General features: G+C 71.0%; 29 protein-coding genes, 1 pseudogene and 1 riboswitch. Of the genes and pseudogenes, 13 read left to right on the top strand and 17 right to left on the bottom strand.

Going from position 1 to position 26873, the window contains the following annotated elements:
* Positions 1-36 precede the first annotated feature (36 nt).
* A complete protein-coding gene (gene arfB, locus ACRAKF_RS21835) occupies positions 37-498 on the top strand; it encodes an alternative ribosome rescue aminoacyl-tRNA hydrolase ArfB (RefSeq protein ID WP_447038963.1) in 462 nt (153 codons plus the stop codon).
* A 49-nt stretch (positions 499-547) separates the two neighbouring features.
* Here arfB and ACRAKF_RS21840 read toward each other — a convergent pair whose 3' ends face one another.
* Positions 548-1129, bottom strand: a complete 582-nt coding sequence (locus tag ACRAKF_RS21840; protein WP_447042099.1) for a flavin reductase family protein — start codon at positions 1127-1129, stop codon at positions 548-550.
* 427 nt (positions 1130-1556) lie between these two features.
* Between ACRAKF_RS21840 and cdgB the strand changes: the two genes are divergently transcribed.
* Both cdgB and ACRAKF_RS21850 read left to right on the top strand, forming a co-directional pair.
* Complete coding sequence (gene cdgB / locus ACRAKF_RS21845; protein ID WP_447038964.1) at positions 1557-3188, top strand: diguanylate cyclase CdgB; 1632 nt, start codon at positions 1557-1559, stop codon at positions 3186-3188.
* 87 nt (positions 3189-3275) lie between these two features.
* The gene (locus ACRAKF_RS21850; protein WP_447038965.1) at positions 3276-4274 is read left to right on the top strand and encodes a carbohydrate-binding protein; all 999 of its coding nucleotides are present in this window, start codon (positions 3276-3278) and stop codon (positions 4272-4274) included.
* 33 nt (positions 4275-4307) lie between these two features.
* On the opposite strand, the gene ACRAKF_RS21855 is transcribed toward ACRAKF_RS21850, so the two are convergent.
* The 5 genes from ACRAKF_RS21855 to ACRAKF_RS21875 form a co-directional block, all read right to left on the bottom strand.
* Complete coding sequence (locus ACRAKF_RS21855; RefSeq protein ID WP_447038967.1) at positions 4308-5156, bottom strand: class II fructose-bisphosphate aldolase; 849 nt, start codon at positions 5154-5156, stop codon at positions 4308-4310.
* Positions 5157-5213: 57 nt separating this feature from the next.
* Positions 5214-6149, bottom strand: coding sequence for a 1-phosphofructokinase family hexose kinase (locus ACRAKF_RS21860; RefSeq protein ID WP_447042100.1), 936 nt, complete (start codon positions 6147-6149; stop codon positions 5214-5216).
* A gap of 141 nt (positions 6150-6290) precedes the next feature.
* Complete coding sequence (gene nagA, locus ACRAKF_RS21865) at positions 6291-7430, bottom strand: N-acetylglucosamine-6-phosphate deacetylase (RefSeq protein WP_447038969.1); 1140 nt, start codon at positions 7428-7430, stop codon at positions 6291-6293.
* Complete coding sequence (locus tag ACRAKF_RS21870) at positions 7430-8398, bottom strand: ROK family protein (RefSeq protein WP_447038970.1); 969 nt, start codon at positions 8396-8398, stop codon at positions 7430-7432. Before ACRAKF_RS21870 ends, nagA begins: the two co-directional genes overlap by 1 nt.
* Positions 8399-8599: 201 nt before the next feature.
* Entirely contained in the window at positions 8600-9493 is an 894-nt protein-coding gene (locus ACRAKF_RS21875) for an SIS domain-containing protein (RefSeq protein ID WP_447038971.1), read from the bottom strand.
* 226 nt (positions 9494-9719) lie between these two features.
* Here ACRAKF_RS21875 and ACRAKF_RS21880 point away from each other — a divergent pair, with 226 nt between their 5' ends.
* Genes ACRAKF_RS21880 through otsB form a run of 3 tightly spaced genes read left to right on the top strand, consistent with a single transcriptional unit; the run spans position 9720 to position 12121 of the window.
* The gene (locus tag ACRAKF_RS21880; RefSeq protein ID WP_447038972.1) at positions 9720-10985 is read left to right on the top strand and encodes an ABC transporter substrate-binding protein; all 1266 of its coding nucleotides are present in this window, start codon (positions 9720-9722) and stop codon (positions 10983-10985) included.
* A gap of 10 nt (positions 10986-10995) precedes the next feature.
* The gene (locus ACRAKF_RS21885; RefSeq protein WP_447038973.1) at positions 10996-11229 is read left to right on the top strand and encodes a DUF3263 domain-containing protein; all 234 of its coding nucleotides are present in this window, start codon (positions 10996-10998) and stop codon (positions 11227-11229) included.
* 19 nt (positions 11230-11248) lie between these two features.
* Entirely contained in the window at positions 11249-12121 is an 873-nt protein-coding gene (gene otsB / locus ACRAKF_RS21890; RefSeq protein ID WP_447038975.1) for a trehalose-phosphatase, read from the top strand.
* 23 nt (positions 12122-12144) lie between these two features.
* Here the strand turns inward: otsB and ACRAKF_RS21895 are convergent, their stop codons facing one another.
* On the bottom strand, positions 12145-13563 hold the full coding sequence (locus ACRAKF_RS21895; RefSeq protein ID WP_447038976.1) for an alpha,alpha-trehalose-phosphate synthase (UDP-forming): 1419 nt from the start codon (positions 13561-13563) through the stop codon (positions 12145-12147).
* Positions 13564-13639: 76 nt separating this feature from the next.
* A complete protein-coding gene (locus ACRAKF_RS21900) occupies positions 13640-14584 on the bottom strand; it encodes a glucosyl-3-phosphoglycerate synthase (protein WP_447038977.1) in 945 nt (314 codons plus the stop codon).
* A 155-nt stretch (positions 14585-14739) separates the two neighbouring features.
* Positions 14740-14868, top strand: a riboswitch (SAM riboswitch).
* Positions 14869-14885: 17 nt separating this feature from the next.
* Here ACRAKF_RS21900 and thrC point away from each other — a divergent pair.
* The 4 genes from thrC to groL all read left to right on the top strand — a co-directional run bounded on the left by thrC (position 14886) and on the right by groL (position 19133).
* Entirely contained in the window at positions 14886-16178 is a 1293-nt protein-coding gene (gene thrC, locus ACRAKF_RS21905) for a threonine synthase (protein WP_447038978.1), read from the top strand.
* Positions 16179-16306: 128 nt separating this feature from the next.
* Positions 16307-16582 carry a MoaD/ThiS family protein gene (locus ACRAKF_RS21910; RefSeq protein WP_447038979.1) on the top strand — a complete coding sequence of 92 codons (276 nt, stop codon included), beginning with the start codon at positions 16307-16309 and terminating at the stop codon, positions 16580-16582.
* A 421-nt stretch (positions 16583-17003) separates the two neighbouring features.
* The gene (locus ACRAKF_RS21915; RefSeq protein WP_005315736.1) at positions 17004-17207 is read left to right on the top strand and encodes a cold-shock protein; all 204 of its coding nucleotides are present in this window, start codon (positions 17004-17006) and stop codon (positions 17205-17207) included.
* Between the two features lie 300 nt (positions 17208-17507).
* Positions 17508-19133: a chaperonin GroEL gene (gene groL / locus ACRAKF_RS21920; RefSeq protein WP_160505762.1), complete on the top strand. Its 1626-nt coding sequence runs from the start codon at positions 17508-17510 to the stop codon at positions 19131-19133.
* Positions 19134-19235: 102 nt separating this feature from the next.
* Here groL and ACRAKF_RS21925 read toward each other — a convergent pair whose 3' ends face one another.
* The 7 genes from ACRAKF_RS21925 to ACRAKF_RS21955 form a co-directional block, all read right to left on the bottom strand.
* The gene (locus tag ACRAKF_RS21925) at positions 19236-19499 is read right to left on the bottom strand and encodes a Txe/YoeB family addiction module toxin (protein WP_399926590.1); all 264 of its coding nucleotides are present in this window, start codon (positions 19497-19499) and stop codon (positions 19236-19238) included.
* Entirely contained in the window at positions 19496-19747 is a 252-nt protein-coding gene (locus ACRAKF_RS21930; RefSeq protein WP_399926588.1) for a type II toxin-antitoxin system Phd/YefM family antitoxin, read from the bottom strand. The genes ACRAKF_RS21925 and ACRAKF_RS21930 overlap by 4 nt, the downstream gene beginning before the upstream one ends.
* 80 nt (positions 19748-19827) lie before the next feature.
* On the bottom strand, positions 19828-21099 hold the full coding sequence (locus ACRAKF_RS21935; protein ID WP_447038980.1) for an esterase/lipase family protein: 1272 nt from the start codon (positions 21097-21099) through the stop codon (positions 19828-19830).
* Positions 21100-21457: 358 nt separating this feature from the next.
* A complete protein-coding gene (locus tag ACRAKF_RS21940; protein WP_447038982.1) occupies positions 21458-22132 on the bottom strand; it encodes a Uma2 family endonuclease in 675 nt (224 codons plus the stop codon).
* 59 nt (positions 22133-22191) lie between these two features.
* Positions 22192-23010 carry a hypothetical protein gene (locus ACRAKF_RS21945; RefSeq protein WP_447038983.1) on the bottom strand — a complete coding sequence of 273 codons (819 nt, stop codon included), beginning with the start codon at positions 23008-23010 and terminating at the stop codon, positions 22192-22194.
* A gap of 284 nt (positions 23011-23294) precedes the next feature.
* A complete protein-coding gene (locus tag ACRAKF_RS21950; RefSeq protein ID WP_447038984.1) occupies positions 23295-23504 on the bottom strand; it encodes a DUF397 domain-containing protein in 210 nt (69 codons plus the stop codon).
* Entirely contained in the window at positions 23485-24327 is an 843-nt protein-coding gene (locus ACRAKF_RS21955; RefSeq protein WP_447038985.1) for a helix-turn-helix domain-containing protein, read from the bottom strand. The genes ACRAKF_RS21950 and ACRAKF_RS21955 overlap by 20 nt, the downstream gene beginning before the upstream one ends.
* Before the next feature lie 116 nt (positions 24328-24443).
* Here ACRAKF_RS21955 and ACRAKF_RS21960 point away from each other — a divergent pair, with 116 nt between their 5' ends.
* Positions 24444-24650 (top strand): hypothetical protein, encoded by a 207-nt coding sequence (locus ACRAKF_RS21960; RefSeq protein WP_447038986.1) that lies wholly within the window; start codon positions 24444-24446, stop codon positions 24648-24650.
* Entirely contained in the window at positions 24647-24877 is a 231-nt protein-coding gene (locus ACRAKF_RS21965; RefSeq protein ID WP_447038987.1) for a hypothetical protein, read from the top strand. Before ACRAKF_RS21960 ends, ACRAKF_RS21965 begins: the two co-directional genes overlap by 4 nt.
* 109 nt (positions 24878-24986) lie before the next feature.
* On the opposite strand, the gene ACRAKF_RS21970 is transcribed toward ACRAKF_RS21965, so the two are convergent.
* The gene (locus ACRAKF_RS21970; protein ID WP_447038988.1) at positions 24987-25460 is read right to left on the bottom strand and encodes an N-acetyltransferase family protein; all 474 of its coding nucleotides are present in this window, start codon (positions 25458-25460) and stop codon (positions 24987-24989) included.
* 108 nt (positions 25461-25568) lie between these two features.
* Between ACRAKF_RS21970 and ACRAKF_RS21975 the strand changes: the two are divergent.
* Positions 25569-25703: pseudogene (locus ACRAKF_RS21975) on the top strand (PIN domain-containing protein); the annotation flags it as partial.
* A gap of 7 nt (positions 25704-25710) precedes the next feature.
* Here ACRAKF_RS21975 and murQ read toward each other — a convergent pair.
* Positions 25711-26727, bottom strand: coding sequence for an N-acetylmuramic acid 6-phosphate etherase (murQ, locus tag ACRAKF_RS21980; protein WP_447038989.1), 1017 nt, complete (start codon positions 26725-26727; stop codon positions 25711-25713).
* Positions 26728-26873: the final 146 nt, after the last annotated feature.

Here is a 26873-nt window from a genome sequence, read left to right on the forward strand (position 1 = left end):
GTGACGTGAGCCCGACAGACGCGGGACCATGGGGTCATGTCCGGTCTCAGCAGGGGGTCCGGGGGTCTCTCCCCGGACAAGCTCCGTATCCGCGGTTCGGTCTCCCTGCCGGAGGCCGAGCTCATGTGGCGTTTCTCGCGGTCCTCCGGTCCGGGCGGCCAGCACGTCAACACCAGTGACTCCCAGGTCGAGCTGCGGTTCGACCTCGCGAACACCGACGCGCTGCCCGACGTCTGGAAGGAGCGGGCCATCGAGCGGCTCGAATCCCGGCTCGTCGGCGGTGTCATCGGCGTACGGGCGAGCGAGCACCGCTCCCAGTGGCGCAACAGGGAGATGGCCGTCACCCGCCTCGTCTCCCTGCTCGCCGAGGCCACCGCCCCGCCGCCGAAGCCGCGCCGCGCCACGAAGATCCCGCGCGGCATCAACGAACGCAGGCTGCGCAACAAGAAGCAGCGCAGCGAGACCAAGCGCGGCCGGTCGGGTCAGGGCTGGGGCTGAAGGGGCAGGGGTAGGGACAGGGGCAAGTTGCAGGGGGCAGGGGCAGGCTCTAGCCGAGCTGTCGGTAGCGGCCCCGGAAGTAGGCCAGTGGCGCGCCGTCGCCGTTCGGCACGGACGCCGTGAGGACCCGGCCGATCACCAGCGTGTGGTCACCGGCCCGTACCGTCTGCTCCGTGCGGCACTCCAGCGCCGCCAGCGCGCCGTCGACCAGCGGGGCGCCGGACCTCTCGCCCCGTACGCAGGGGATGTCCTCGAAGAGCAGGCGGTCGCTGATCCGGCCCTTCATGGCGAAGCGGCCCGCGATGTGGCGCTGGCTCTCGGCGAGCACCGAGACCGCCCATGTCGGCTGCTCGGCCAGCAGGTCGTCCATCCGGGAGCCCTCGCGCAGGCTCACCAGGACCAGGGGCGGGTCCAGCGAGACGGAGAGGAAGGACGTCGCGGTCATGCCGACGTCCTCGCCCGCCGGGGCGCTCGGGTCGTCCGGGTCCAGGCCCGGCTCGCGCGCCGTCACCAGGACGACGCCGGCGGCCAGGCGGGACATCACCGCGCGGAACTCGTCGTTGCTCACCCCCTCAGCATGCCCATCCTGTGACGGGTGGCGCGGGGTGGACGGGGCGGGGGGAGTCTTCAGTACGTGAGCCACGGTGCCGACGCTAGCCCGGGCGGCTCCGCGGCCACATCGGGCCCTGGGCCGAGACCGGTCCTAGGACCGAGGGCCGAGACGGGCCACGCGTGGGCTCGGGGGACCCCGCGGAAGCGGGAAACCCGGAGGTGGCACGCAGTGCCGCCGGACGCCGCGGATCCTGGAGGGTCTGGACCAACGGCAGTGCCTCACCTGTGACTTGAGTCACAGGACCCATATTTTGTTGACCCTGTGTACCGAGTGAGCAGCTCGCTGTGATTCAGTGACGGTGGCAATAAGACACTGAGGGCACAAGGGCACAGAACACAAGGGCACGGAACGCACGGGCACAGATCACACGGGCACGGAAGCAGAAGAAGACACTGCGGGCGCTGCGCATCCTGGAGTTGCTGTCGAGGTCTCGGGGAGAACGAGCATGGAGACCGAGTCGGAGCCGTACGTCCGTCTTGCGACCCTGCGGCAGCTGCATCAGGTGGTTGCGGAGCTGAACACGGCCCGGAGCCTGGCTGACACGCTGCAAACGGTCGCCGACGGCGTCGTCAACGGCCTTGGCTATGAGCTGGCGTGCGTCAATCTCGTGCGCCCGGACGGTGACCTCGTCGTCGCCGCCTTCGCCGGCAACTCCTCCGCCGAGGCGCTCATCACCGGCCGCGTGGGTTCCCGCGACGCCTGGGAGCGCCGCCTTGCGATGGGCGAGTCCTGGGGCGCCCTGCGCTTCATCTCGTTCACCGAGGGCTGGGTCCTCGACGACGACGACGTCCCGCAGTGGTACACCGAGGGCCCCGAGCCGCGCTTCGAGGACGAGTGGCACCCGGCGGACCGCCTCTTCGCCCCCATGTACGCGTCCGGCGCCGGCGGCGAGCTGCTCGGCGTGATCTCCGTGGACCGGCCGCGCAACGGCCGCAGGCCCGGCGCCTGGGGCCGCGAGGCCCTTCAGATGTACGCCTTCCAGGCCGCCATCGCGATCAGCAACGCCCGGCTGCGGGCCAACATGCAGCGCGCCCTCGTCCGCCTGGAGCGGGAGCAGCAGGCGCTGCGGGCCAGCGAGGAATCCTTCCGGCAGGCCTTCGAGTACGCGCCTTCCGGCATGGCCATCGCGGAGATGGGCGGGGACCAGCACGGCCGCATCCTGCGCACGAACGACGCGCTCTGCCGCCTCCTCGGCCGCCCCGCGTCCGCCATGCGCCGGTACTCCTTCTCCGACCTGGTCCACCCCGAGGACATCGGCACCCTCCTTCGCACCTCCGCCGAGGGCGGCCGGGCCGAGCTGCGGCTCGCGCGGCGCGACGGCACGTACGTCTGGGTCAGCCTGCGCAACAGCGTGGTCGCCGACGCCGCCGACGGGCCCCGCTTCCTGCTCACGCACGTCGAGGACATCGAGGAGCGCAAGCGGCGCGAGCTCCAGTTGGCGCACCGGGCCAGCCATGACTCGCTGACCGGCCTGCCGAACTCCGCCGAGCTGCGGGCCAGGCTCGGCGCCCGGCTCTGTCGCAGGCCCCACGCGGGGCAGCCGAGCGCCGTGGACTCCCTCGACGCCGCCTACGAGCACGGCTTCGACTTCGGGCCCGCCTCGCGCCAGCCGGACGACGGCTTCGACCGCCACGTCCACACCGTCGCCCCCGAGGGCGAGGGGGACGTGGACGACGGCACCAAGGGCCTCGCGGTCCTCTTCTGCGACCTCGACGGCTTCAAGTCGATCAACGACCGCTTCGGGCACCACACCGGCGACGCCGTCCTCATAGAGGTCGCCAGGCGCCTCACCAGCGGCGTGCGGGACGGGGACACGGTCGCGCGGCTCGGCGGTGACGAGTTCGTCGTCCTCGCGGACGGCCTCGGCCGCGCCGACGCCCAGGACCTCGCCGTGCGGCTGCGGAACGCGATCATCCCGCCGATCCGCGTCGACGGGCGGGCGGTCCGGGTGGGGGCGAGTTTCGGCATCGGATGGGCACACTGCGGGATGTCGGCCGACGAAGTGTTGCACTCGGCTGACCAGCGGATGTACGTGGAGAAACGCTCACGTGCCAAGCAGCACAGGCGGGCCGGCTAGCGGTCTCGATGAGGTCAACGCCACCCCTTGGCCCCACGTGGAGCGGGTAGGCTCCCCGCGTCAGCGATATGAGGGAGTGACCTGGGAATGACGCCCGGCAATAACGGCGAGAACACGCCGAGCGCGCCGCAGGGCGACGACGATCCGTTCGGCTACCTGTATGAGGACGGACAGGCAGCCGGAGCGACCCCACCCAACGGCGGGGGCGGTTATGGGTACCCGGGCCCGCGCTCCTCGTACAACCACGTCAGAGCGGTCGGCGACCGCCGCCCCGCCTATGGACAGCAGACGTACGGGCAGCAGGCGAACGGACAGCAGGCGTACGGCCAGCAGGCCCCGCAGCAGCCCCAGCAGCCCTACGGCCGGCCGAACGCCCACTACACCGCGCCCGAGGCGCAGCCCGGCGGCGCCCCCGTCGCGAACCCGCAGCACGCGCCCTCGGGCCGGGGCCGCGGCCCGAACAGCAAGGGGCTGCTCATCGCGGCGATAGCGGTGGTCGGCGTCGTCGCCATCGGGATCGGCGCCGCCCTGCTCTTCGGCGGTGACGGGGACAAGAGCGACGACGGCGGGGAAGCGGGCGGCAAGCCGTCGCAGGCCCAGACCGTCGAGCCGAGCGAGAAGCCGACGAAGAAGCCCCAGAAGGACGTCGAGCTGCCGAAGACGGACGCGAAGGCCCTGAAGCTGGAGGGCGGCACGAGCACGGCGTCCGACATCGACGGCGCGAAGGCCGCCGGCGGCGTGTACGTCGCGGGCTTCGACAAGGTCGGCGCCCAGGTGACGTGGACGGTCGACGGCATCGACAAGCCCGGCGCGTACAGCCTGCGCGTGAACTACGGCGTCCCCGGCAAGGACTCCAACGCCTCGATCCTCGTCAACGGCAAGAAGCAGACCCGTCCGCTCAACATGAAGAACTTCTCCGGCGCCAAGGAAGGCGACTGGGAGAAGGGCTGGACGAACACCTGGTCCGTGGTGCAGCTCACCAAGGGCACCAACACCGTCACGCTCACCTGTGACCAGAGCAACCTCTGCGGGTCGGTCGGCGCGAACATCGACCAGATGTGGCTCGTCAGGGGCGACCAGGGCTGACCAGGGCTGAGGGCTAGCCCTGGACCCAGGAGATCACCGCAGCAGTCCCAGGAAGTCCGCCACCGTCCCGGCCATCGCCTCACGGGCCGGGACGAGGTATTTGCGGGGGTCGACGGCCTTGGCGTCCGCCGCCAGGTAGGCGCGGACCTCGCCGGTGAACGCCGTGTTCAGGGCCGTGCCCACGTTTATCTTCACCATGCCGGACGCGACGGCCCGGCGGATCTCGTCGTCCGGCACACCGCTGGAGCCGTGCAGGACCAGCGGGACGGGGACGGCCGCCGCCAGGGACGCGATCAGGGCGTGGTCCAGGGCCGCCGTGCGCTCCGTCATCGCGTGCGAGGAGCCGACCGCCACCGCGAGCGCGTCGACGCCGGTGTCCGCCACGTACGCCGCGGCCTGTGCCGGGTCGGTGCGCACCCCGGGCGCGTGCGCGTCCAGCGGGGCCTCGCCCTCCTTGCCGCCCACCGTCCCGAGCTCCGCCTCGATCCAGATGCCCCGCTCGTGGCCCCAGCGCACCGCGTCGGCCGTGGCCCGCACGTTCTCCTCGTACGGCAGCTTCGAGGCGTCGAACATGACGGAGCTGAAGCCCTCCGGGTGGGCCGCCCGCAGCAGCTCGACGTCCATGACGTGGTCGAGGTGGAGCGAGAGGCGGGCCGAGGAGGTGCGGGCCACCGCCGCCGTCGCCGCCGCGACGGCCGACAGGCGGCCGCCGTGGAACTTCACGGCGTTCTCGGAGATCTGGAGGACCGCGGGGACCCCGGCGCGCTCCGCGCCGAGGGCGATCGCCTCGGCGTGCTCCAGGGTGATGACGTTGAACGCGGCGACGCCGTGACCCGCGGCGCGGGCCTCCGTGACGAGATCGCCGGTGCTGACCAGTGGCACGGTGCTCCCCAGTTCCCAGGGCGCGGTGCCCCGTTGCGCGGTGTTACACGGGTCCGTTCACGCCGCGGTCCGGTCGGTCACCGTGACGCGCGGCAGCAGGTCGTCGTAGGTGGGCACGTCGTACTCGCCCGCCACCGGGGCGGCCACGGTCGCCGCCGAGAGGGCGACGGCGCGGGCCAGGCGCTCCGGCCACGGCAGCCCCTCGGCGAGGCCGGAGAGCAGCCCGGCGACCGCCGAGTCGCCCGCTCCCGTGGGGTTGCCGCGGACCATGGCCGGGGGCCGGGCCTGCCAGGTGCCCTCGGGCGTGACGGCGAGGACGCCGTCGGCGCCCAGGGAGGCGACCACGCTGTGCGCGCCCCTGCGGCGGGCGTCGCGGGTGGCCTGCCGGGGTTCGTGGGAGCCGGTCAGCTCGGCCAGCTCGTCGGCGTTGGGCTTGACGATGTCGGGGCGGGCGGCGACGCCCCGGCGCAGCGGCTCCCCGCTGGTGTCGAGCAGGACCGGCACGCGTGCGGCGCGTGCGGCGCGTACGAGAAGTGCGTACGCCCCCACGGGCACGCCGGGCGGCAGGCTGCCGCAGAGCGCGACGGCACGGGTCCCGGGGGCGCGGAGCAGCTCCTCGTACGCGCCGAGGAAGGCGGTCCACTCGGCGGGGGTGATCGCGGGGCCCGGCTCGTTGAACTGGGTGGTGTCGCCGCTCGCGGCGTCGACCACGGCGAGGGTGCGGCGGGTGGTCCCCGCGACCTCCGCGAGCGCGTCGGTGACGCGGGGCCCGCCGGCGGCCAGGTGCTCGCGCAGGGCGCGTCCGGTGTCGCCGCCCGCGAAGCCGGTGACGGTCACGTCGTGGCCGAGGGCGGCGAGGACGCGGGCGACGTTGAGGCCCTTGCCGCCGGGGCGCTCGGTCACGCCGGTCACGCGGTGCGAGGCGTGCGGGGTGAGGGCGGGCACGCGGTAGGTGAGGTCGAGAGCGGTGTTGAGCGTGACGGTGAGGATCACCCGCGTCACCACCCCCGAAGTCGTCCCCGTGCCCTGGGGAGCGCGCTTGCCGGCGCACCCCGCTACGGCTCTGATCATGCCAAACAGAAGGCGGTTGGCCCAGAGGCGCGGGGGGCCGGACCTCATGCGGGGGAGGCGGACCTAATGGGGGGCAACCACCCACTCGCCCTTGCGCATGACGCCCTTGAGGTCGAACTCCGCGTCGAGGACCACCAGGTCGGCGTCCTTGCCGGGCTCCAGGGAGCCGACCGTGTCGTACATCCCGAGGAGCTTGGCGGGGTTGACGGAGAGGGCGCGGACGGTGTCCTCGACGGACAGCCCGTCGACGGTCACCGAGCGCTTGAAGGCGCGGTCCTGGGTCAGTGTGGAACCCGCGATGGAGCCGCCCTCGACGAGCCGCGCCACGCTGTCCCTCACCTCGACCTCCAGCGGGCCGAGCATGTACCGGCCGTCGCCGAAGCCCGCCGCGTCCATCGCGTCGGTGATGAAGGCGACGCGGTCCGCGCCCGCGCGGTGGAAGGCCAGCTCCAGGGCGGCCGGGTGCAGATGCGTGCCGTCGTTGATCAGCTCGACGGTGACCCGCTCGTCCTCCAGGAGGGCGGCGATCGGCCCGGGGGCGCGGTGGCCGAGGCCCGGCATGGCGTTGTAGAGGTGCGTGGCGACGGTGGCACCGGCGTCGATCGCCGCCACCGTCTGCTCGTACGTGGCGTCCGTGTGGCCGACGGCCGCGATGACGCCGTGCTCGGCGAGCAGCCGTACGGAGTCGAGGCCGCCCGGCAGCTCGGTGGCGAGGGTGAGCATCTTGGCGTGGCCGCGGGCGGCGTCGATCAGCTTGCGGACGTCCGCGGGGTCGGGGTCGCGCAGGAGCGCCTCGCTGTGGGCGCCCTTGCGGCACGGCGAGATGAAAGGACCCTCGAAGTGGACGCCGGCGATGTCGCCCTGCTCGGCCAGTTCGCTGAGCAGTCCGGCGCGCTGGGCGAGGAAGTCCATCTCACCGGTGACGGTCGACGCGACGATCGTGGTCGTGCCGTGCAGCCGGTGCGTGTGGACGCCCTTGAGGACGTCCTCGACGGTGCCGGAGGTGAAGGAGGCCCCGCCGCCGCCGTGGTTGTGGATGTCCACGAAGCCGGGGACCAGCCAGTGGCCGGAGAGGTCGACGGTCTCGGCGGACCCGGGGGCGCTGCCCGCGACGCGCGTGCCGTCGACGATGACGCGGCCGGCGGTGACCGTCCCGGTCGGCAGTACCACTCGGGCACCGGTGAGAACCTTGCTGGCGGCCATCAGGCGGTTACCTCCGCGGGGTCGGGATTCGTGGGATCGGGCTTCGGGTTGTCGAGGAGGTCCCAGGCGAGGAGGCCCGCGCCCAGGCAGCCCGCGGTGTCGCCGAGGGCCGCGGGGACGATGTCCGGCAGCGTCTGGAACCGCACGACGCGTTCCGTGACGGCGGCCCGCAGCGGCGTGAACAACGTTTCCCCCGCTTCGGCGAGACCGCCACCGATGATCAGCGTGTCCGGGTCCAGCAGGGTGACGGCGGTGAGCAGCCCGTCGGCCAGGGCGTCGATGGCGGTGCGCCAGACCTCCAGGGCGCGCGGGTCGCCGGACTCCACGGCCTTGGCGCAGTCCGCGGCGTCCGCCTCGGGGTCGCCGCTGGCCTCGGCCCAGGCCTTGCTGACCGCGGACGCGGACGCCAGGCGCTCCAGGCAGCCGCGCTGGCCGCAGCCGCAGGGCGGGCCGCCGGGGCGTACGACGATGTGGCCGATCTCCCCGGCCGAGCCGTGGGCGCCGGGCTCGATGGCGCCGCCGATGCCGATGGCGCCCGCGATGCCCGTGCCGAGCGGGACGAAGAGGAAGCGCTCGGCGGTCCGGCCCGCGCCGATGCGGCCCTCGGCGAGGCCGCCTGCGCGGACGTCGTGGCCCAGGGCCACGGGGACGCCTGCCAGGCGGTCGCTGAGGAGGCCCCGCAGGGGGACGTCGGCCCAGCCGAGGTTGGCCGCGTACACGGCGAAGCCGCGGTCCGCGTCGACGATGCCGGGTACGGCTACGCCCGCCGCCGCGGCCGGTTCTCCGTAGTGGGCGATGCCGTGGGCGCGCAGATCCTCGGCGAAGCCGAGGATGGTCTCCACGACGGCCTCGGCCCCGCGCTCGCGGCCCGTCGGACGGCGCGCCTCGTACAGCAGGGTGCCGTCCGCCCCTACCAGGGCGGCCTTCATTCCGGTGCCGCCCACATCGAGGGCGATGACGTGTCTCACGCCCCCCAGTCTCGCGCGTCACCCCATGAAAGGTCTAGTCCACTCGCGGTAATCGCTTTCTCGGATCCTCGGCGGCCCTTGGAAGGCCCCGCCGTTCCGCTCCTACGGCGGGGGTCCGCTCCGGGGTAATGGGCGGGTGGGGGGAGAGGTCCGCCGCGAAGCGGCGGCCTTGAATCCCCGAGGCGCCCCCGCCCGCCCATATCAGTCGAGGATCACGCTCCGCGTGAGATTGCGGGGGCGGTCCGGGTCGAGGCCGCGCGCCTCCGCGAGGGCGACCGCGAGCCGCTGCGCGCGGATCAGGTCGGCCAGCGGGTCCGCCTCCTGGCGGGCGACGAGATCGCCGCCGACCCGGGCGACATCCCCCGCGAGACCCTCCGGCAGCGCGCCGAACATCCAGGTCACCCGGCCGGGCCCGGTGATGGAGATCGGCCCGTGCCGGTACTCCATGGCCGGGTAGGACTCCGTCCAGGCACCCGCCGCCTCCCGCATCTTCAGCGCCGCCTCCAGAGCGAGCCCGTACGTCCAGCCGCGCCCGAGGAACGTCCACTGCTCCGCCCCGACCACGGAGGCGGGCAGCGGCTCCGAGACCGCGAGTTCGGCGTCGACGGCGGCTTCGGCCACCGATTTCACGCCCGGGACGTCCCCGAGCCCGGCCCGCAGGAACGCCAGCGCGGTCGTCGCGAAGCGGGTCTGCACGACCGACTCCTCGTCCGCCCAGTCCAGGACGGCCACCGCGTCCGCCGCGTCCATGACCGGCGTCTTCGGGTCGGCGGTCAGCGCGACCGTCGGCACCGCGCCCTTGAGCCGCCCCAGGAGCTCCAGGACCTCCGTCGTCGTGCCGGACCGGGTGATCGCGACCACCCGGTCGTACGTCCGCCCGGCCGGGAACTCCGAGGAGGCGAAGGCATCGGTCTCGCCCTGCCCCGCGGCCTCCCGCAGCGCCGCGTACGCGATGGCCATGAACCACGAGGTCCCGCACCCGGTGACGGCGACCCGCTCACCCGGCTTCGGCAGGCTCTCGAAGGAGGCGGCCGCCTCCACCGCCCGCTGCCAGCAGGCGGGCTGTGTGGCTATTTCTGCTGCGGTACGCGACATGCGCCAAGGCTCCTCGTGAGTACGGCTCTGCACGAACGTGACGTGCATAGCAGCCGCGAGGCGCGCGCGGCAACGCAGGGCCGCCCGCCGGGCCCTTGTGGCCGCCGTTGCAGAAGTGATACTCGGGTGGTGTAGACCTTGTGTCCGGACGCGGGAGAAACTCGCAGTTCAAGAGCTATGGGGTGGCAAGCCCCACGTGCGTGGAAGCAATGAGGGTGGGACAGCTGTGCAGCGGCGCGTGACAGGACTGACCGCGGCGGTGGCCGTACTGGGCATGGCGGGCGTGCTCGCCGGCTGCGGCGGTCCGGGCGACTCCGGCGACGTCACCCTGAAGCTGGTGGCGGCGGACTACGGCGACTCCGCGGCGAACAGTTCGAAGAAGTACTGGGACAAGGTCATCAAGGGGTTCGAGGCCAAGAACCCCGGCATCAAGGTCGAGGTGACCGTCCACTCCTGGAACGACGTGGACCGCGAGGTCAAGGAGATGGTCGCCAAGGACGAGGCCCCCGACCTCGCCCAGATCGGCGCCTACGCCGACTACGCGGACCAGGGCAAGCTGTACGAGGCCGACGAGGTCCTCTCCATCGCGACCCAGGCCGACTTCCTGACCCCGCTCGCCCGCGCCGGTGAGGTCAAGCGCACCCAGTACGGCATGCCGTTCGCCTCCTCCACGCGCCTGTTGTTCTACAACACCAAGATCTTCAAGGACGCGAACCTCACCCCGCCGGAGACCTGGGGCGAGCTTCAGGCCGACGCGAAGGTCCTCAAGTCGCGCGGCGTGAAGATCCCGTACGCGCTGCCCCTCGGCCCCGAGGAGGCGCCCGCCGAGACGCTGATGTGGATGCTCAGCGGCGGCGGCGGCTACACCGACAACGTCAGCTCCTACAGCATCGACTCCGCCCAGAACACCAAGACGTTCGCCTGGCTGCGGGACGAGCTCGTCGGCAAGGGCCTGACCGGCCCGAAGGCGCCCGGGAAGCTGAACCGCGCCGAGGCCTTCGCGGCGTTCGCGAACGGCGAGGTCGGCATGCTCAACGGCCACCCCACGCTGATGAAGATGGCCGCCAAGAAGGGCGTGAAGTTCGGCATGGTGCCGGCGCCCGGCATCAACGGCAAGGCGCAGGCCACGATGGGCGTCGCCGACTGGATGATGGCGTTCAAGCAGAACGGCCACCGCGAGGAGGCCGGCAAGTTCCTCGACTACGTGTACAGCAAGAAGAACGTGCTCGACTTCTCCAACGAGTACGACATCCTGCCCGTGACGACCTCGGCGTCCGACACGATGGCCGCGGAGCGTGGCGACAGCGAGCTCGGCCAGTTCCTCAAGGAGCTGCCGACCTCGCAGCTCTACCCGGTGGGCAAGACGTCCTGGGCGCAGGTCTCCGCCGACATCAAGAAGGACATCGGCAAGACCGTCGAGAGGAACGGCAACCCGGCTTCGGTGCTCGGCCGTATCCAGAACACGGCGGCGGCGGCGGAGAACGCGGAATAGCGTGTCGGGCATGACCGAACAGGAGCTCTCGGACAGGGACCGTGCCGTGCTCGCCCTGGAGCGGCGCGACTGGCCGGGTCCTGGCGCGAAGGAACGTGCGGTGCGCGAGGAGCTCGGCATGGTGCCGGTGCGCTACTACCAGCTCCTGAACGCCCTCCTGGACGATCCGCGGGCCCTCGCGCACGACCCGATTACGGTCAATCGGCTGCGCCGGGTGCGGGAGTCACGGCGCGAGGAGCGCTGATCCCGTTAGGGTCGGGCCCATGGGTGACCCTACGTACGCGCAGCCCGCCGAGCCGGGACGTCCTGGACTGCCCGAGCCCGTCACGCCCGCCGGCCGTGACGGCCTCGCCGCGATTCTGGCGAGGCCGGAACGGGCCGTCGTGGCCCTCGACTTCGACGGCACGCTCGCCGCGATCGTGCCCGACCCCGAGCAGGCCCGCGCCCACCCCGACGCGGTGCCGGCGCTCGCCGCGCTCGCCCCGCGCCTGCGGTCCGTCGCCGTGGTCACCGGACGCCCGGCGGGCGTCGCGGTGCGCTACGGCGGCTTCGCGGGCGCGGCGGGCCTCGAACGCCTGGTGGTGCTCGGGCACTACGGCGCCGAGCGCTGGGACGCCGTCACCGGCACCGTGCAGGCCGCGGAGGAGCACCCCGGCGTCGCCGCGGTCCGGGCCGAGCTGCCCGGCTTCCTCGACGCGATCGGGGCCTGGCGCGGCACCTGGACGGAGGAGAAGGGCCGCGCGGTCGCCGTCCACACCCGCCGCGCGGAGGACCCGCAGGCGGCCTTCGACGCCCTGCGCGAGCCGCTGGCGGAGCTCGCGGCACGCCACGGTCTGATCGTCGAGCCCGGCCGCATGGTCCTGGAGCTGCGCCCGCCCGGCATGGACAAGGGCGTGGCCCTGGCGGAGTACCTCCGCGAGGTGGGCGCCGAGTCGGTCCTCTACGCGGGCGACGACCTGGGCGACCTGCCGGCCTTCGGAGCGGTGGAGAAGCTCCGCTCGGACGGCGTCGCGGGCCTCCTGGTGTGCAGCGGCAGCGCGGAGGTCACGGAGCTCGCGGACCGCGCGGACCTGGTGGTGGACGGCCCGGCGGGCGTGGTGGAACTGCTGTCCGCGATCGCGGCGAACCTGCCCTGACGCTCGCCGCGGGGAGGCGGCGGCTAGGCCCCCTCGCCGGTCAAGGCGTGCAGCTGGTCGAGGAACCACTGCGCCGGCGGCAGGGCCGTGGCCGCCGCCGCGAGGCGCTTGGTGCGCTCCGCGCGCTCCTCGGGGGCCATGCTCAGCGCCGCGTGCAGCGCCGCCGCCGTGGCCGAGATGTCGTAGGGGTTCACCCCGAGCACGTCCTCGGACAGCTCCTCGTACGCCCCGGCCTCCCGCGAGAGCACCAGCGCGCACCCCTCGTCGGAGACGACCGGCACCTCCTTGGCCACGAGGTTCATCCCGTCACGGATGGGGTTGACCAGCGCCACGTCGGCGAGGCGGTACGCCGCGAGCGACCGCGCGAAGTCGTCCTTGACGTGCAGGACGACGGGCGTCCACCCCTCCGTGCCGAACTCGGAGTTGATCTCCTCGGCGACGCGTGAGACCTCCGCGGTGTAGTCGCGGTAGACGGCGAGGTCCTGCCGCGAGGGGTAGGCGAAGGCGACATGGACGACCCGTTCCAGCCATTCGGGGCGATCCCGGAGCAACTGCCGGTAGGCCCGCAGGCCGCGCACGATGTTCTTGGACAGCTCGGTCCTGTCCACCCGCACGATCGTCCTGCGGCCCTCCCCGACCTGCTCGCGCAGCGCCCGCATCCGCTCCTCGACGTCGTCACGCCGCGACCGCTCCCGCAGGAAGTCCGCGTCGGCGCCGAGGCCGTGCACACCGATGCGCGTGCCCGACGTGCCGCCGAGCAGCCGCACGCAGCACTCCGTGAAGGCGTCGGCCCACCGCCCGGTGAGGAACCCGAGCCGGTCGGCGCCGAGCATGCCCCGGAGCACCTGCTCCGCCACGTCGTCGGGGAGCATCCGGAAGTAGTCGGCGGGCGCCCACGGGGTGTGCGAGAAGTGCCCGATCCGCAGGTCCTCGCGGAGCTCGCGGAGCATGCCGGGGACGAGCGTGAGGTGGTAGTCCTGCACGAGGACCGCCGCCCCGGGCGCCGCCTCCGCGGCGAGCGCCTCGGCGAACGCGCGGTTGTACGTCTCGTACGCCTTCCACTGGGCGCGGAACTCCGGGCCGAAGGACGGTTCGAGCGGCGTCTGGTAGAGCATGTGGTGGACGAACCACAGGACCGAGTTGGCGATGCCGTTGTAGGCCGCCGCGTGCACGCCCTCGCCGGCGCCCGCGTCGATGTCGAGCATCCGCACCCCCGGCTCCGAGACGCCGCGCCGCACGGCCTCCCGGTCGCCCTCGCCGAGCGCCGCGCACACCCACAGGGCGTCCGCCTCGTCACCGATGGCGCTCAGTCCGGAGACGAGTCCGCCGCCGCCGCGTTTGGCGGTGAGCTCCCCGTCCTCTCCCACGGAGTACGAGACGGGGCCGCGGTTGGACGCGACGAGTACCTGCGCTGCTGTCGACGAACGGAGCTCTGGAACCATGTGGCAGAACGTAGCCCGTACCGGAAACGCTCAAACGTATGCCGAGCGGACTCCGCCAGACACCACGGACAAGCCCTTACGCCACACGCCGGTGCGCGTACTCGGAGATACCGGTCATCGGAGGCCGTTCCTCCGTGTCCACCGCGTACGTACGCGGCACGAACCCGTGCTCGCCCCGCTCGAACTGCGTCAGCTCCGGGCGTACGAGGTGTCCGCGCGCGAGCCGCAGCTGCGCCGTGCGGTAGATGGCCGCCGCCATCCGTCCGAGCGCCTGCCCGTCCTGGTGCCGGTGCCTGCGCACCCCCACGTCGACCTGCGCGAGCGCGTCGAGCCCGACGGTGTGCAGCGCGTCGACGAGCAGCCCGAGCTCCACCCCGTATCCGACGGGGAAGGGCAGCCGTTCGAGGAGGGACCGGCGGGCCGCGTACTCGCCGCCGAGCGGCTGGACGAACCCGGCGAGCAGCGGCCAGTGCATGTTCAGGAGCGGGCGCGCCATCAGCTCGGTGACCCGGCCGCCCTGGCCGGTCTCGGCGCCGAGGGGGCGGTCGTACATCGCCTTCACGAAGTGCACGTCGGGCTCGGTCAGCAGCGGGCCCACCGTCCCCGTCACGAAGTCGGCGGAGAACTCCTTCAGGTCGGCGTCGACGAACGCCACGATGTCGCCGTCGGTGACCAGGAGTGAGCGCCACAGCACCTCGCCCTTGCCCGGCACGGCCGGCAGGCGCGGCAGTATCGCGTCCCGGTGGACGACCCTGGCGCCCGCTTTCCGCGCGACCTCGGCGGTGCGGTCGGACGAGCCGGAGTCGATCACCACGAGCTCGTCGACCAGCGGCACCCGCTCCATCAGCTCGCGGCGGATCTCGGCGACGATCGCGCCGACCGTCCGCTCCTCGTCGAGGGCGGGCAGGACGACGCTCACCGTCGCGCCGGACGCGCGTTTGGCCGCGGCCAGCCGGTCCGCCGGACGGTCGGCGACCGACCAGGAACGCCTGCTCAGCCAGCGCTCGGCCTCTTCCAGCACGGTCTGCGTCCTCCCCTATGTGATCCATCTCGCCGTTCGGACGACTATCTCAAGGGTCCGGGGCTTCGGTTACAGTCTTGAACAACGCCGGTGGCCATCGCATGTCGGGGTCACCGCCGCGTTCCGACCAACAACTGAAACCCATAATCGAAAACCGCTCATCCAGAGGGGCAGAGGGAAACGGCCCGTTGAAGCCCCGGCAACCATTCCGCCGACCGCGAGGTCACGGCGGGGAAGGTGCCAATTCCGTCTCGCGGCGAGATGCGTCGCGAGGAAGATGAGGAGAAAGGGCCTCGCCTCCATGGCTGTTCAGACTGTCGCCACCGAAACGACCCCCACCGTCGACCTCGGACCGGCCTCCGGCCTCGTGTGCCGTGAGTGCGGCACCACATTCCCCCTCGGCCCCATTTTCGCCTGCGTCGAGTGTTTCGGCCCTCTTGAGGTCGCGTACGACCTGCCTCTCGGTGACCCGGAGTCACTGCGCGCCCGGATCGAGGCGGGCCCCGCCAACATCTGGCGCTACGCCCCGCTGCTGCCCGTCCCCGCCGACGTGGCCGACAAGCCGAACCTGAACCCGGGCTGGACCAAGCTCGTCAAGGCCGACAACCTCGCCCGTGAGCTCGGCGTCGAGCCGGGCAAGCTGTTCGTCAAGGACGACTCCGGCAACCCGACGCACTCCTTCAAGGACCGCGTCGTCGCGCAGGCCCTCGAAGCCGCGCGCGCCTTCGGCTTCACCACGCTCTCCTGCTCCTCCACCGGCAACCTCGCGGGCGCCGTCGGTGCCGCCGCGGCCCGCGCCGGCTTCCGTTCCTGCGTGTTCATCCCGCACGACCTGGAGCAGGGCAAGGTCGTCATGGCCGCGGTCTACGGCGGCGAGCTCGTCGGCATCGAGGGCAACTACGACGACGTGAACCGCTTCTGCTCCGAGCTCATCGGCGACCCGCTGGGCGAGGGCTGGGGCTTCGTCAACGTCAACCTGCGGCCCTACTACGGCGAGGGCTCCAAGACCCTCGCGTACGAGATCTGCGAGCAGCTCGGCTGGGTTCTGCCCGACCAGCTCGTCATCCCGATCGCCTCCGGATCGCAGCTCACGAAGATCGACAAGGGGCTCAAGGAGCTGATCGCGCTCGGCCTCGTGGCGGACAAGCCGTACAAGATCTTCGGCGCCCAGGCCGAGGGCTGTTCGCCGGTGTCGGCCGCGTTCAAGGCCGGGCACGACGTCGTGCGCCCCCAGAAGCCGAACACCATCGCCAAGTCGCTGGCCATCGGCAACCCCGCCGACGGTCCTTACGTCCTGGACATCGCGCGTCGCACGGGCGGCGCGGTGGAGGACGTGAACGACGAGCAGGTCGTCGAGGCGATCAAGATCCTCGCCCGGACGGAGGGGATCTTCGCGGAGACCGCCGGCGGGGTGACGGTGGGCGTCACCAAGAAGCTCGTCGAGGCGGGGCTCATCGACCCGGCCCTCACCACGGTCGTGCTGAACACGGGGGACGGGCTCAAGACGCTTGACGCCGTCGCCGAGACGTCTCAGGCGACCGCGACGATCCCGCCGAGCCTTGAGGCGTTCCGCGCCGCGGGTCTGGCCGAATAGCCACCGTAGGGCCCGTGGTCCGCTGTCGGCCGCGGGCCGTGGGCCGTGGTCCGTCCCGGTCCGTCCTGGTCCGTCCTCGCGCAGTTCCCCGCGCCCCTGACGGGGCCCGTACCCCTGAGGTGAATCCCATGAGCGTGAACGTCCGTATCCCCACCATTCTCCGCACCTACACCGGCGGAAAGGCCGAGGTCGCCGCCGAGGGGGGCAACCTCGGTGAGGTCATCGCCGACCTGGAGAAGAACCACGCCGGCATCGCCGCGCGCGTCCTGGACGACCAGGGCAAGCTGCGCCGCTTCGTCAACGTGTACGTGAACGACGACGACGTCCGTTTCGAGCAGGGTCTGGAAACGGCCACTCCGGACGGCGCCGGTATCTCGATCATTCCCGCCGTCGCCGGTGGCTGATCTTCTGTCCGAGCAGCCCGCATGAGCTGAATTGCCCCCTCCGGGAGAGAAACGGAGGGGGCAATTCAGCATGGTTGAGCGCGGTACAGTTGGGGAACGCGCTTCGCCGTCGGTGCCGAGTGCATAGACGAAGTCGGCCTGGAGCCGACAAGAAGCAGCCAATGCGCGCTGCCTATATGGGCCTTCTGCGGCATTTGCCCGGCCCGAATTGCCCTGGATTCCGGGGGACTCTCCGTAAATCACCGTTCCGTCATGCCCAGAATTCTCGTCCGATTGACCTGTTGCAGAGGGCAGTTGGGCAGATACATTCAGCGGCGGTCGACGCGTTCCGGCGCACACCCCCAATCAATTGGGGAGTGAGGTCTGACCCGGGTCCGCGAAGTGCGGTCCTGTGCAAGGGCCAGAAATAGGGGAGTTCGGCATGGCTCAGGGCACCGTCAAGTGGTTCAACGCGGAGAAGGGGTACGGCTTCATCGCGGTCGACGGTGGTGCGGATGTTTTCGTCCACTACAGCGCGATCCAGATGGACGGCTACCGCACCCTGGAAGAAGGTCAGCGAGTCGAGTTCGAGATCTCGCAGGGCCAGAAGGGTCCGCAGGCGGACATGGTCAAGCTCGCCGTCTAGCTCGGCGCGAACGGCCACCGACGCAAGCATCGTGAGGGGCTCGTATCCCGATGGGGGTACGGGCCCCTCATGTGCGTCCGGAGTCTGCCCGAGACCGTGAGAGGCGCTTGCACTCGCAGGGGTCGAGTGCTAATCATTGGCTTAGCACTCTCCCAGTGAGAGTGACAGAACTTGGATCGGGTCGGTGAGGTCCGCAGGCCGGGTGGGGCAAGGAACCACGCGGCACGCAGGCCGTCCGTCGCGGGCGCCAGCACGGTCCGTTTGCTTGCTTTTCCACCCCGTCCGGGAGGACCACTTCACATGGCCAAGATCATCGCGTTCGACGAGGAGGCACGGCGCGGCCTCGAGCGCGGCATGAACCAGCTCGCCGACGCCGTCAAGGTGACCCTGGGCCCCAAGGGTCGCAACGTCGTCCTCGAGAAGAAGTGGGGCGCCCCCACGATCACCAACGATGGTGTTTCCATCGCCAAGGAGATCGAGCTCGAGGACCCGTACGAGAAGATCGGCGCCGAGCTGGTCAAGGAGGTCGCGAAGAAGACGGACGACGTCGCCGGTGACGGCACGACGACCGCGACCGTCCTGGCCCAGGCCCTGGTGCGCGAGGGTCTGCGCAACGTGGCCGCCGGTGCCAACCCGATGGCTCTGAAGCGCGGCATCGAGAAGGCCGTCGAGGCCGTCTCGGGCGCTCTCCTCGAGCAGGCCAAGGATGTCGAGACCAAGGAGCAGATCGCTTCGACGGCCTCCATCTCCGCCGCCGACACCCAGATCGGCGAGCTCATCGCCGAGGCGATGGACAAGGTCGGCAAGGAAGGCGTCATCACCGTCGAGGAGTCGCAGACCTTCGGGCTTGAGCTTGAGCTCACCGAGGGCATGCGCTTCGACAAGGGCTACATCTCGGCGTACTTCGCCACCGACATGGAGCGTATGGAGGCGTCGCTCGACGACCCGTACATCCTGATCGTCAACTCGAAGATCTCGAACGTGAAGGACCTCCTTCCGCTCCTCGAGAAGGTCATGCAGTCCGGCAAGCCGCTGCTGATCATCGCCGAGGACGTCGAGGGCGAGGCCCTGTCGACCCTGGTCGTCAACAAGATCCGTGGCACGTTCAAGTCCGTCGCCGTCAAGGCTCCGGGCTTCGGTGACCGCCGCAAGGCCATGCTCGGCGACATCGCCATCCTCACCGGTGGCACCGTCATCTCCGAGGAGGTCGGCCTCAAGCTGGAGAACGCCGGTCTCGACCTGCTCGGCCGTGCCCGCAAGGTCGTCATCACCAAGGACGAGACCACGATCGTCGACGGCTCCGGTGAGAGCGACCAGGTCCAGGGTCGCGTCAACCAGATCCGTGCCGAGATCGAGAACTCGGACAGCGACTACGACCGCGAGAAGCTTCAGGAGCGCCTGGCGAAGCTCGCCGGCGGTGTTGCGGTCATCAAGGCCGGTGCCGCGACCGAGGTCGAGCTCAAGGAGCGCAAGCACCGCATCGAGGACGCCGTTCGCAACGCGAAGGCCGCCGTCGAAGAGGGCATCGTCGCCGGTGGTGGCGTGGCCCTCATCCAGGCCGCCGCTGTCTTCGAGAAGCTTGAGCTCGAGGGCGACGAGGCCACCGGTGCCGCCGCTGTGAAGCTGGCCCTTGAGGCCCCGCTGAAGCAGATCGCGGTCAACGCCGGCCTTGAGGGTGGCGTCATCGTCGAGAAGGTGCGCAACCTTCCCATCGGCCACGGCCTGAACGCCGCGACCGGTGAGTACGTCGACATGATCGCCGAGGGCATCCTCGACCCGGCGAAGGTCACGCGCTCTGCCCTGCAGAACGCCGCGTCCATCGCCGCGCTGTTCCTCACCACCGAGGCCGTCATCGCCGACAAGCCGGAGAAGGCGGGCGCTGCCCCGGCCGGCGGCGGCATGCCGGGCGGTGACATGGACTTCTGATCGACCTCTGGTTGATCAGCGGTTCATCGCTGACGCGAACCGAGGGCGGCACTCCTTCTCACGAAGGGGTGCCGCCCTCGGGCGTTTCTCGAACCGGGTGCTTCAGCGTTCGTAGTGGTAGCGGCAGGCCGCGACGCGGATCTGGTCCTCGACGACCTTGTAGATCAGGCGGTGCTCGTCGGTGATGCGACGGGACCAGTAGCCGTGGAAGCCGTGCTTCAGAGGCTCGGGTTTGCCGATGCCCTCGTCAGGGCCGTTGCGGGCGATGTCCTGGAGGAGAGTATTGATGCGTTTCAGTACCTTGCGGTCCTGCTCCTGCCACCGGACGTAGTCGGCCCAGGCCTTCTCTTGCCAGACGAGCTTCAATCGAGCAGCTCCCTGACAGTGCCGCCGCCGTTCTCCAAGTCCTCGATGGCGGAGAGAATGCGCCGCGCGTTCTCCGGACTGCGCAGCAGGTACGCCGTCTCCTTCAAGGACTCGTACTCGTCGAGTGCCACGATGACGACCGGTTCGCGGCCCGCGCGGGTCACTATCACTTCCTCGCGGTCGTCGACCACCGCGTTGAGCGTCTCGGCGTAGTTGGCCCGAGATTCGGTGTAGGTCATCGTGCGCATCGCGGCCTCCTCCAGTATGTACAGCTTCCTGTACGTACTGGAAACTGTACGTCGACGTTGCTCCGAGGGGCAAGGGCCGACTACGGCAGGCGGTCCATGAGCCAGGTGCAGAGTTCTTCCGTCACCAGGGTGTGGCCCTCGTTGTGGGAGGCGCAGAGGTATTCGTCGAGTTCGCTGTCCTCGGAGTTCTCCGGGAACGGGTCGTACAGCTTCTCGTGGGTGTCGATGTCGCGCAGGGCGATCGCGCTGACCGCCGGGACGAAGCAGTGTGCGCGGATGTCCGCCTGGGAGCCGAGGCCGATGATGGCGGGGATCTTGTCCAGCTCGTCGGCGAGGATGCCGAAGCCCTCCAGGGTGCCGCCGGGGGCGCCGTCGATCTCGGGCAGGCCCGAGGTGTGGATCTGTGGCTTGCGCAGGGTCACCACCCGCAACTGCGCGACGAGCTGGTTCTCGCCCGCCGACTGGGTGTGCAGCCGGGTGCCGGTGATGGCGAGGCCCTTGCCGTGGAAGGCCTTCTCGCCGCCGCGGATGCCGTTGCCCTCGCCGGTGCGTACGCCGTTGGCGACGCCGATCTTCTTGGGCCGCGAGGGCCAGCCGCCGACCCGTTCCAGCTCGGCGAGGAACTCGACGCGCTCCTTGTCGGTCTCGGGGGTGTCGTCCCACTCGGCGATGTGCTGCCACAGCAGTTGGCGGGCGGCCGGGCTGTTCATCTGGTTCGAGAAGGCCGCGTTGAGCTTGCGGATGTAGTGCGCGAACGACTGGAGGGCGAGGGGGATCCAGGCGCCGCGGTGCGGGCTGTCGTAGGAGAAGTACAGGCCGGTCTGGTGGTCGTTCTCCTCGCCGCCGTCGTGCTCCATCTTGGCCAGCGCGTACCGCGTGACGAGGCCGCCCATGCTGAAGCCGCCGACGGTCAGCGGGTGGCTGCCCTTGCGCCGCGCGATCGTCTCCAGGATCGCGGCCCTGGCGACCTCGGCGTTCTCCAGGATCGAGGCGCTGCGCTCGTCGAAGCCGAGCAGGATGACGTCGTATCCGCGGGCGCGCAGCTCGCTGAGGAACGGGTACGGGCCGCGCTCCAGGATCTCCCAGGAGAAGGCCAGCTCGCTCGGCCCCGAGTTGAAGCCGTCGCCCAGGATCACCGGGCGGGTCAGGCCCAGCTTGGGGTTGGCGAGGTACACCCAGGCCGTGCCGCCCGGCAGGGCCCACTCGTCGTCCGGGGCCGGCGCCTCGGCCGGGGCTTCCCTCGCCTCCTTGGGGCCGGGGGCCAGGGTGATGCGGGCGGCGGAACCGATGGCCTCGGAGACGGTTCGGTCGGTGGGCTCGTGCGGTTCGTCGGTCGTGCCGTGCTCGGTCATGAAGGGTCCCCTCCGGTCGTGCCGCTGCGGTGACGTACGCGGGCCGGTCACGTGCGTGCCGGTCACGTGCGGTGCCATCTTTGGTACGTCCGGTGTCCGCAGGGTAGGGCGAGCGCCCGGAACGCGTGGCGGGCGGGTCCCTTTCGGACAGCGGGGCTTCGGCCGGTTACGGGTGGGGCGTGTGGGAGAGCGGCTTCCTGGCCAGGGGTGCGCGGACGGCGGCGGTGGGGGAAGGGGTGCCCGGTGGCGGCGCGTCGGCCAACTCGTCGTGCGGCCGGGTCGGCCACGGGCCACCGGAGTGCGGCAAGTCTGTCGCGAAGCGGACCTGGTCCGGGCGGGGGCGCCGGCGGGGCCCGGGTCAGGCGGCGTAGTCCTTGAGCCGTTCGGTCTCCAGGGTGATGGCGATGGGAGAGGGGAGGCGGACGGTGGAGCCGTAGGGGTAGGAGCGGCGGCTCTGATAGCTGCCGTCCGCCAAGGCGCTGTACACGACGGCCGTGTGGTTGTCGCGGTCGATGAGGAGGTGGACGGGGATGCCGGCACAGGCGTAGGCGCGCGGCTTCTCCTGTCGGTCGCGGCGCTCGGTGTCACGGTCGCCGGAAGTGACCTCGACGGTCATCAGGACTCCGTCGGGGGAGGCCCATTCCTGCTGTCCGGCGAAGTAGCCGACCGGAGCCAGAGCGCCGTCCGGTCTGACGCGGCCCTTTCGGTAGGCGTCGACGCGCAGTCCCTGTTCCGGGTACAGAGCCAGCTCGGGTCGTTGCATCATGCACTGGCGCAGCACCCACATGATGATTTCGCCGTGGTCGCCGTCCGGCACGGGCTTGACCTCTAGCTTTCCGTTGATGAGTTCGAGCGTGACGGTCTCGGGGGCCGCGCGTGCGAGCTCCTCGAATTCCTCGACGCTGATCGGGCCGTGCTTGACGCTCACCCTGCCGCTCAGGAATTCGAGCGACACGGTCTCCGGGGCGCGGTGCGCCAGCTCCTCGAATTCCTCGACGGACATCTGCGGGCGGTCATCGGTGCCAGGGGTCATGGTGGTGCCTCCTCGCTCCCATCGTGCCCCGGGCCTGTGCCGCCGGACCGTCGGAGCGGTCATGCGTGTGTCCTTTCCCTCGAGCTACCGGCGGCGGTACGTGCTGCTGCCGCGTGGGCGTGGACTGCCTCCGGGGGCAGGGGCGCCGTGCGGGCCGGGGCCGGTTCGCCTCGGCACGGGCCGCAGACGCCTCCCGGCAAGGCCTCCGCGCTGCCGGGGGCCCGACATACGGCGCACTCCAGGACGCGCAGGGCCCTCGGGCGGACCGGTGGCTCCGGGGGCAGCTTGCTCGTCAGGCGGCTGCGGACCAGCGCCGCCGGGCTGTGCACGGGGGTGGGCAGCCCGCAGGTGAGCGCCCGCAGAATGTCCGGCTCGGCCACACCCCGCTCAAACCACAGCGTGACCTGCGGTTCCAGCGCCACGCAGTCGGCGTACGACAGCGACAGCGCGGGGGCCGTCCGGCCGAGCGCCGCGAGCAGGATGAACGCGCGGCTCCTGGTGGGATGCCGGGGGCCGTCCGGCTCCGCCCCGGGCACGTCGCCGCGGGTGTACGCCGCCCACCAGGCGTCGTCCCGCGGCGTGCGGGAGTACCAGGTCCTGGTGACCCAGCGGGCGCTGCCCTCTCCTCGTACGTGTTCCCTGCCGCGCCGCAAGTGGCCTGCGGCCTGGAGCCTGTTGAGCGCCGTGCGGAGGGCGCACTGCCCGTACGGGAGGTGCTTGGCCAGGGTCTTCACGGAGATGTCCGTGCCGTCGGGCAGCCGGTCCAGGTACGTGGCGATGGCCGCCTCGCGCGGCGGCAGGTGGGGGAAGTCGACTGCGGCGCGCTGGTATTGGCCTGGGCCTGGTACGGAGCGTTTGCCGTAGCCGGGGGTGGCCATGGGGTGTGGGGCTGTGTCTGCGGGACGGGGGTCGGTACTAGGCTTGGGCTCAGCCATGGGATCGCTTTCTAGTGGGTTCGATCTCGCGGTCAGACCCCCGCTGGTGTTGGTAGCACCGGGCGGGGGTTGTTCGTTATGTGGGCACGCTAGAGCGTCGTCACCGTGCGTGGCAAGCCGGGCACGTATGGGCACGTGCGGGGCGGGAGGGCGGGGTGAGGCCCGCCTCCCGTTCCACTCAAAGAGGGCTCGAAGCGCGGGACTTGAGCCTCGGGGCGTCGGCCGCGTCAGCTTTCCTTGAGGTTCTCGATGAACGTTGACCAGGAGGCGGCCCGGAACACGAGCCTCGGGCCGGCGGGGTTCTTGGAGTCCCGAACGGGGACGACTTCCGGGTGCCCGTCAGCGACTTCGAGGCAGTCGCCACCGTCTCCGGCGCTGTGCGTGGACTTGCGCCAGGAGGCCCTACGGGAGTCGTACTCAGGGGTGTTGTTCCTCATGTTCGTAATCGTGCGCCACTGATTCCACTAGGGCCAGGGAGTCTCGGGGTGGAAGACCCAACGCTTGCAGGAGGCTGAACGTCATGGAATGGCGAGCGACCGTTGCGGGGTCGTCTATCAAGCGCCCCATGTCCAGTCCCTCGACGAAGCAAAGGGGCGGGGCCTCCGCGAACTCCATGAGCTTCAGGGAGCCGCCCATTCCGGCATGCGCCCCGGCGCTGTAGGGCAGTACTTGCATGACGATTCTGTGCTGGTGGGCCAAATCGGCGACGTGGCGCAGGGCCTCGGCCATGATGGCCGGGCTGCCGACCGGGCGTCGAAGCGCAGCCTCGTCCAGGACGATCCACAACACAGGGGTTGTTGGGTCCTCCAGCAGGCGACCCCGCTCCAAGCGTGTCGCCACCAGCTCTTTGATCTCGTCGTCCGTGGCCATCGGCCGGTAGGACCGGAACAGTTCGGCGGAGTAGGCGGGAGTCTGAAGCAGGCCGGGGATCAGTAGCGGCAGATAGTGCTTGATGGTCGTGGCGACCGCCTCCGCCTCCGCCGCCTCCGCGAAGTGATCGGGGTACCGGGACTTCGCCAGTGCTCCGCAGTTGCGGGCGAAGAAGCCCCCGGTATCGAGCACCTCGTCGAAGTGCACCGCGTACTCCAGGTGCATCCTGCGCGTGCCCGCCTCCAGTTGGCCGATGAACGAGCCGCTGACGAACAGTGGCGCCCCCAGGGCCTCCTGGCTGAGGCCTGCCCGTTCACGGGCGTGGCGGAGTTCGGCGCCGAGGAGGGCTCGGGGGTTGGAGGACGGGTCCAGGTCCTTGGGTCGCGTCATGGGCAACTCATCCATCCGACACGGGGGGTTGTTGGGTGGCCTGCGCTTCTCAGCGTACGCAGAGTCAGCCACGCTGAGTGAGCAAAGAGCGACACTGGGTGTGAGAGGCAGAGATCATGGCGCTGACGGCGGAAGAGCGGTTGCGGGCGGCGGAAGAGGTGGTCCGGCAGGTGAGGGCCGCGCTCACGGGGGTCGGCGTGACGTTGCCGTCGCTGCGGGTGGACCCGTTGAGCGTGGCGGGCGCGCTGCCGTTGGTGGAGCTGGGGCGCTGCAACCTGGACACGGCGCTGCGGCTCGCGGCGGTTATTGAGGGGGCCCGGTGAGCGAGGACCCGGCGGTGCCGGAGACGGGGACGTACGCCGTGGATCACCGGGACGGCAGCGTGGGCGAGGTGATGGGCTGCGAGGGCGGGCTCGTCCAGCTCAGGCCGATCGGCGGCGGCCGGGAGTGGGACTGTCCGCCGGGGGAGGTGGGGCGGGCGCCGACGATGGAGGTCCTGCGGGAACGGGTGCGGGAGCTGAACCGGCAGGCCCAGGCGAGGCCGCGGTGAGCGGTTCGCCGCCTCGGCCGCTCGTCCCCGGCTGAGCCGGTGGTGTCAGGCTGCCGGGTGTCCGGTGAACCTGACGCCTGGTGAGCGATTGCCGGTGATGGCTGGTCGGTCAGGGCCACGAGGCGTTGAGCGGCAGAACTCGGTGGAAGACGGCCATGGCTCGGCCGGGGCCGTTGTAGTCGTCGATGATCTCCGTGTCGAAGCCGAGGCTGCGATGGAAGGCGATCGAGCCGGTGTTCTCGATTGACGTGATCGCCTTCAGCTGCCGTGCGCCATGACGTTCCGCGACCTCGGCGAACGCCGCATATAGACGACGCCCGAGACCGGTGCCGCGCGCGTCGTCCCGCGTAGCGATCAGATGCACGTACCCGGTGCCGTTCGGGGTGACGAACCCGAAGACGTACCCACGGATTCCGTCCTCGGCCCGGGCAACCAGGCAGGTCGAGCCGAACTCCTGCACCAGTGCCAGGAGGTGCAGCGACCGAAGGTCGCGTTCCCCCCAGTAGCGGGAATGATCAGACAGGACCTGGTGGAAGTCGGCCATCCCGGCCGGCACGATCTGTATGCCCATGGCGACGATCATGGCAGGAGCCCTGGCCGTTACAGACCGTGCGGCCTGTTCTCAGCCTGCCTTCTCGGGCACCTCCGGGGCCTGGCCAACGAGTTCCCCGCCCAGGTCGGCGCCCCGCCGATGACCGACGCCATGAACGTGGCCCTGGCTGCCGCATACCGGACCGACGCCATGTTCACCACCGACCGTCACTTCCGCATGGTCCGACCCCTGACCGGCCACAAAGCCTTCCGGTTGCTGCCGGACGACCTGTGAGCCGCGTCTAGTCCGTGGTGCGGGAGGCGTTCAGGGCTGCTCGGAGGTGGCCGGCGGATGTGGTCAGGAGTTCGGCGGCGGTGGGGGCGTCGACCTTGCCGAGGATGGTGAGGATGGCGTTCTTCACCTCTCCGTCGGTGGCGGCGAGGGCGGCCTCGATCTCTTCGTCGGAGGCGCCCGTCGCGAGCGCCACGATGCGGCGGGAGCGGGCACGCAGCTTCTCGTTCGACGCCCGTACGTCCACCATCAGGTTTCCGTACGTCTTGCCCAGGCGGATCATCGTGATCGTCGAGATCATGTTGAGGACGAGCTTCTGGGCCGTGCCCGCCTTCAACCGGGTTGAGCCGGTGAGGAGTTCGGGGCCCACGACGACCTCGATGCCGTGCTCGGCGGCTGCCGCGAGGGCGCTGTCCGCGTTGCAGGAGAGGCCGATGGTGAGGGCACCGCAGCGGGCGCGGGCGTGCTCGACGGCGCCGATCGCGTACGGGGTGCGGCCCGAGGCGGAGATGCCGACGACCACGTCGTCCGCGGTGAGCCCGAGGCCGTCCAGGTCCTCGGCCGCCAGCTCCTTGCTGTCCTCCGCGCCCTCGACCGACCTGACCATGGCGCCGGGGCCGCCCGCGATGAGGCCGATGACCTCCGCCGGGTCGGTGTTGAAGGTGGGCGGGCACTCGGAGGCGTCGAGCACGCCGAGGCGGCCGGCGGTGCCCGCGCCCGCGTAGATCAGGCGGCCGCCGCGGGCCATGCGCTCGGCGGTGCCGTCGATGGCGGCGGCGATCGCCGGGAGCTGCTCGGCCACGGCCGTGGGGACGGTGGCGTCCTCGCCGTTCATGATCCGTGCGATCTCCAGGGTGGGTCGCCGGTCGATCTCCGACAGCTCGGGCCGGAATGCCTCGGTGGTGAGGGTGGCGAGCTGGGCGCGGAGCTCTCCGTAGTCGCCGTGCCGGGGCGTGTCGCCGGGGCGGGAGGTGCCGTGCCCGCGGTCACCGGGGTGGGAGGGGGTGGCGTCGGTGGTGGAGGTCATGGCTTCTGCGGCTCTTCCGTGTCCGGTGGGGCTGAGGGGGGGTGGTGGGTACCTATGTACGGCGTACGTGCGCCGTGCGTACGGCGTACGGCGTACGCACGGCGGGTGCCGGCGCGTTCAGCCGGTGTCGACGTGTATAGCGGATG

The organism is Streptomyces sp. DSM 118878, assembly GCF_052936595.1.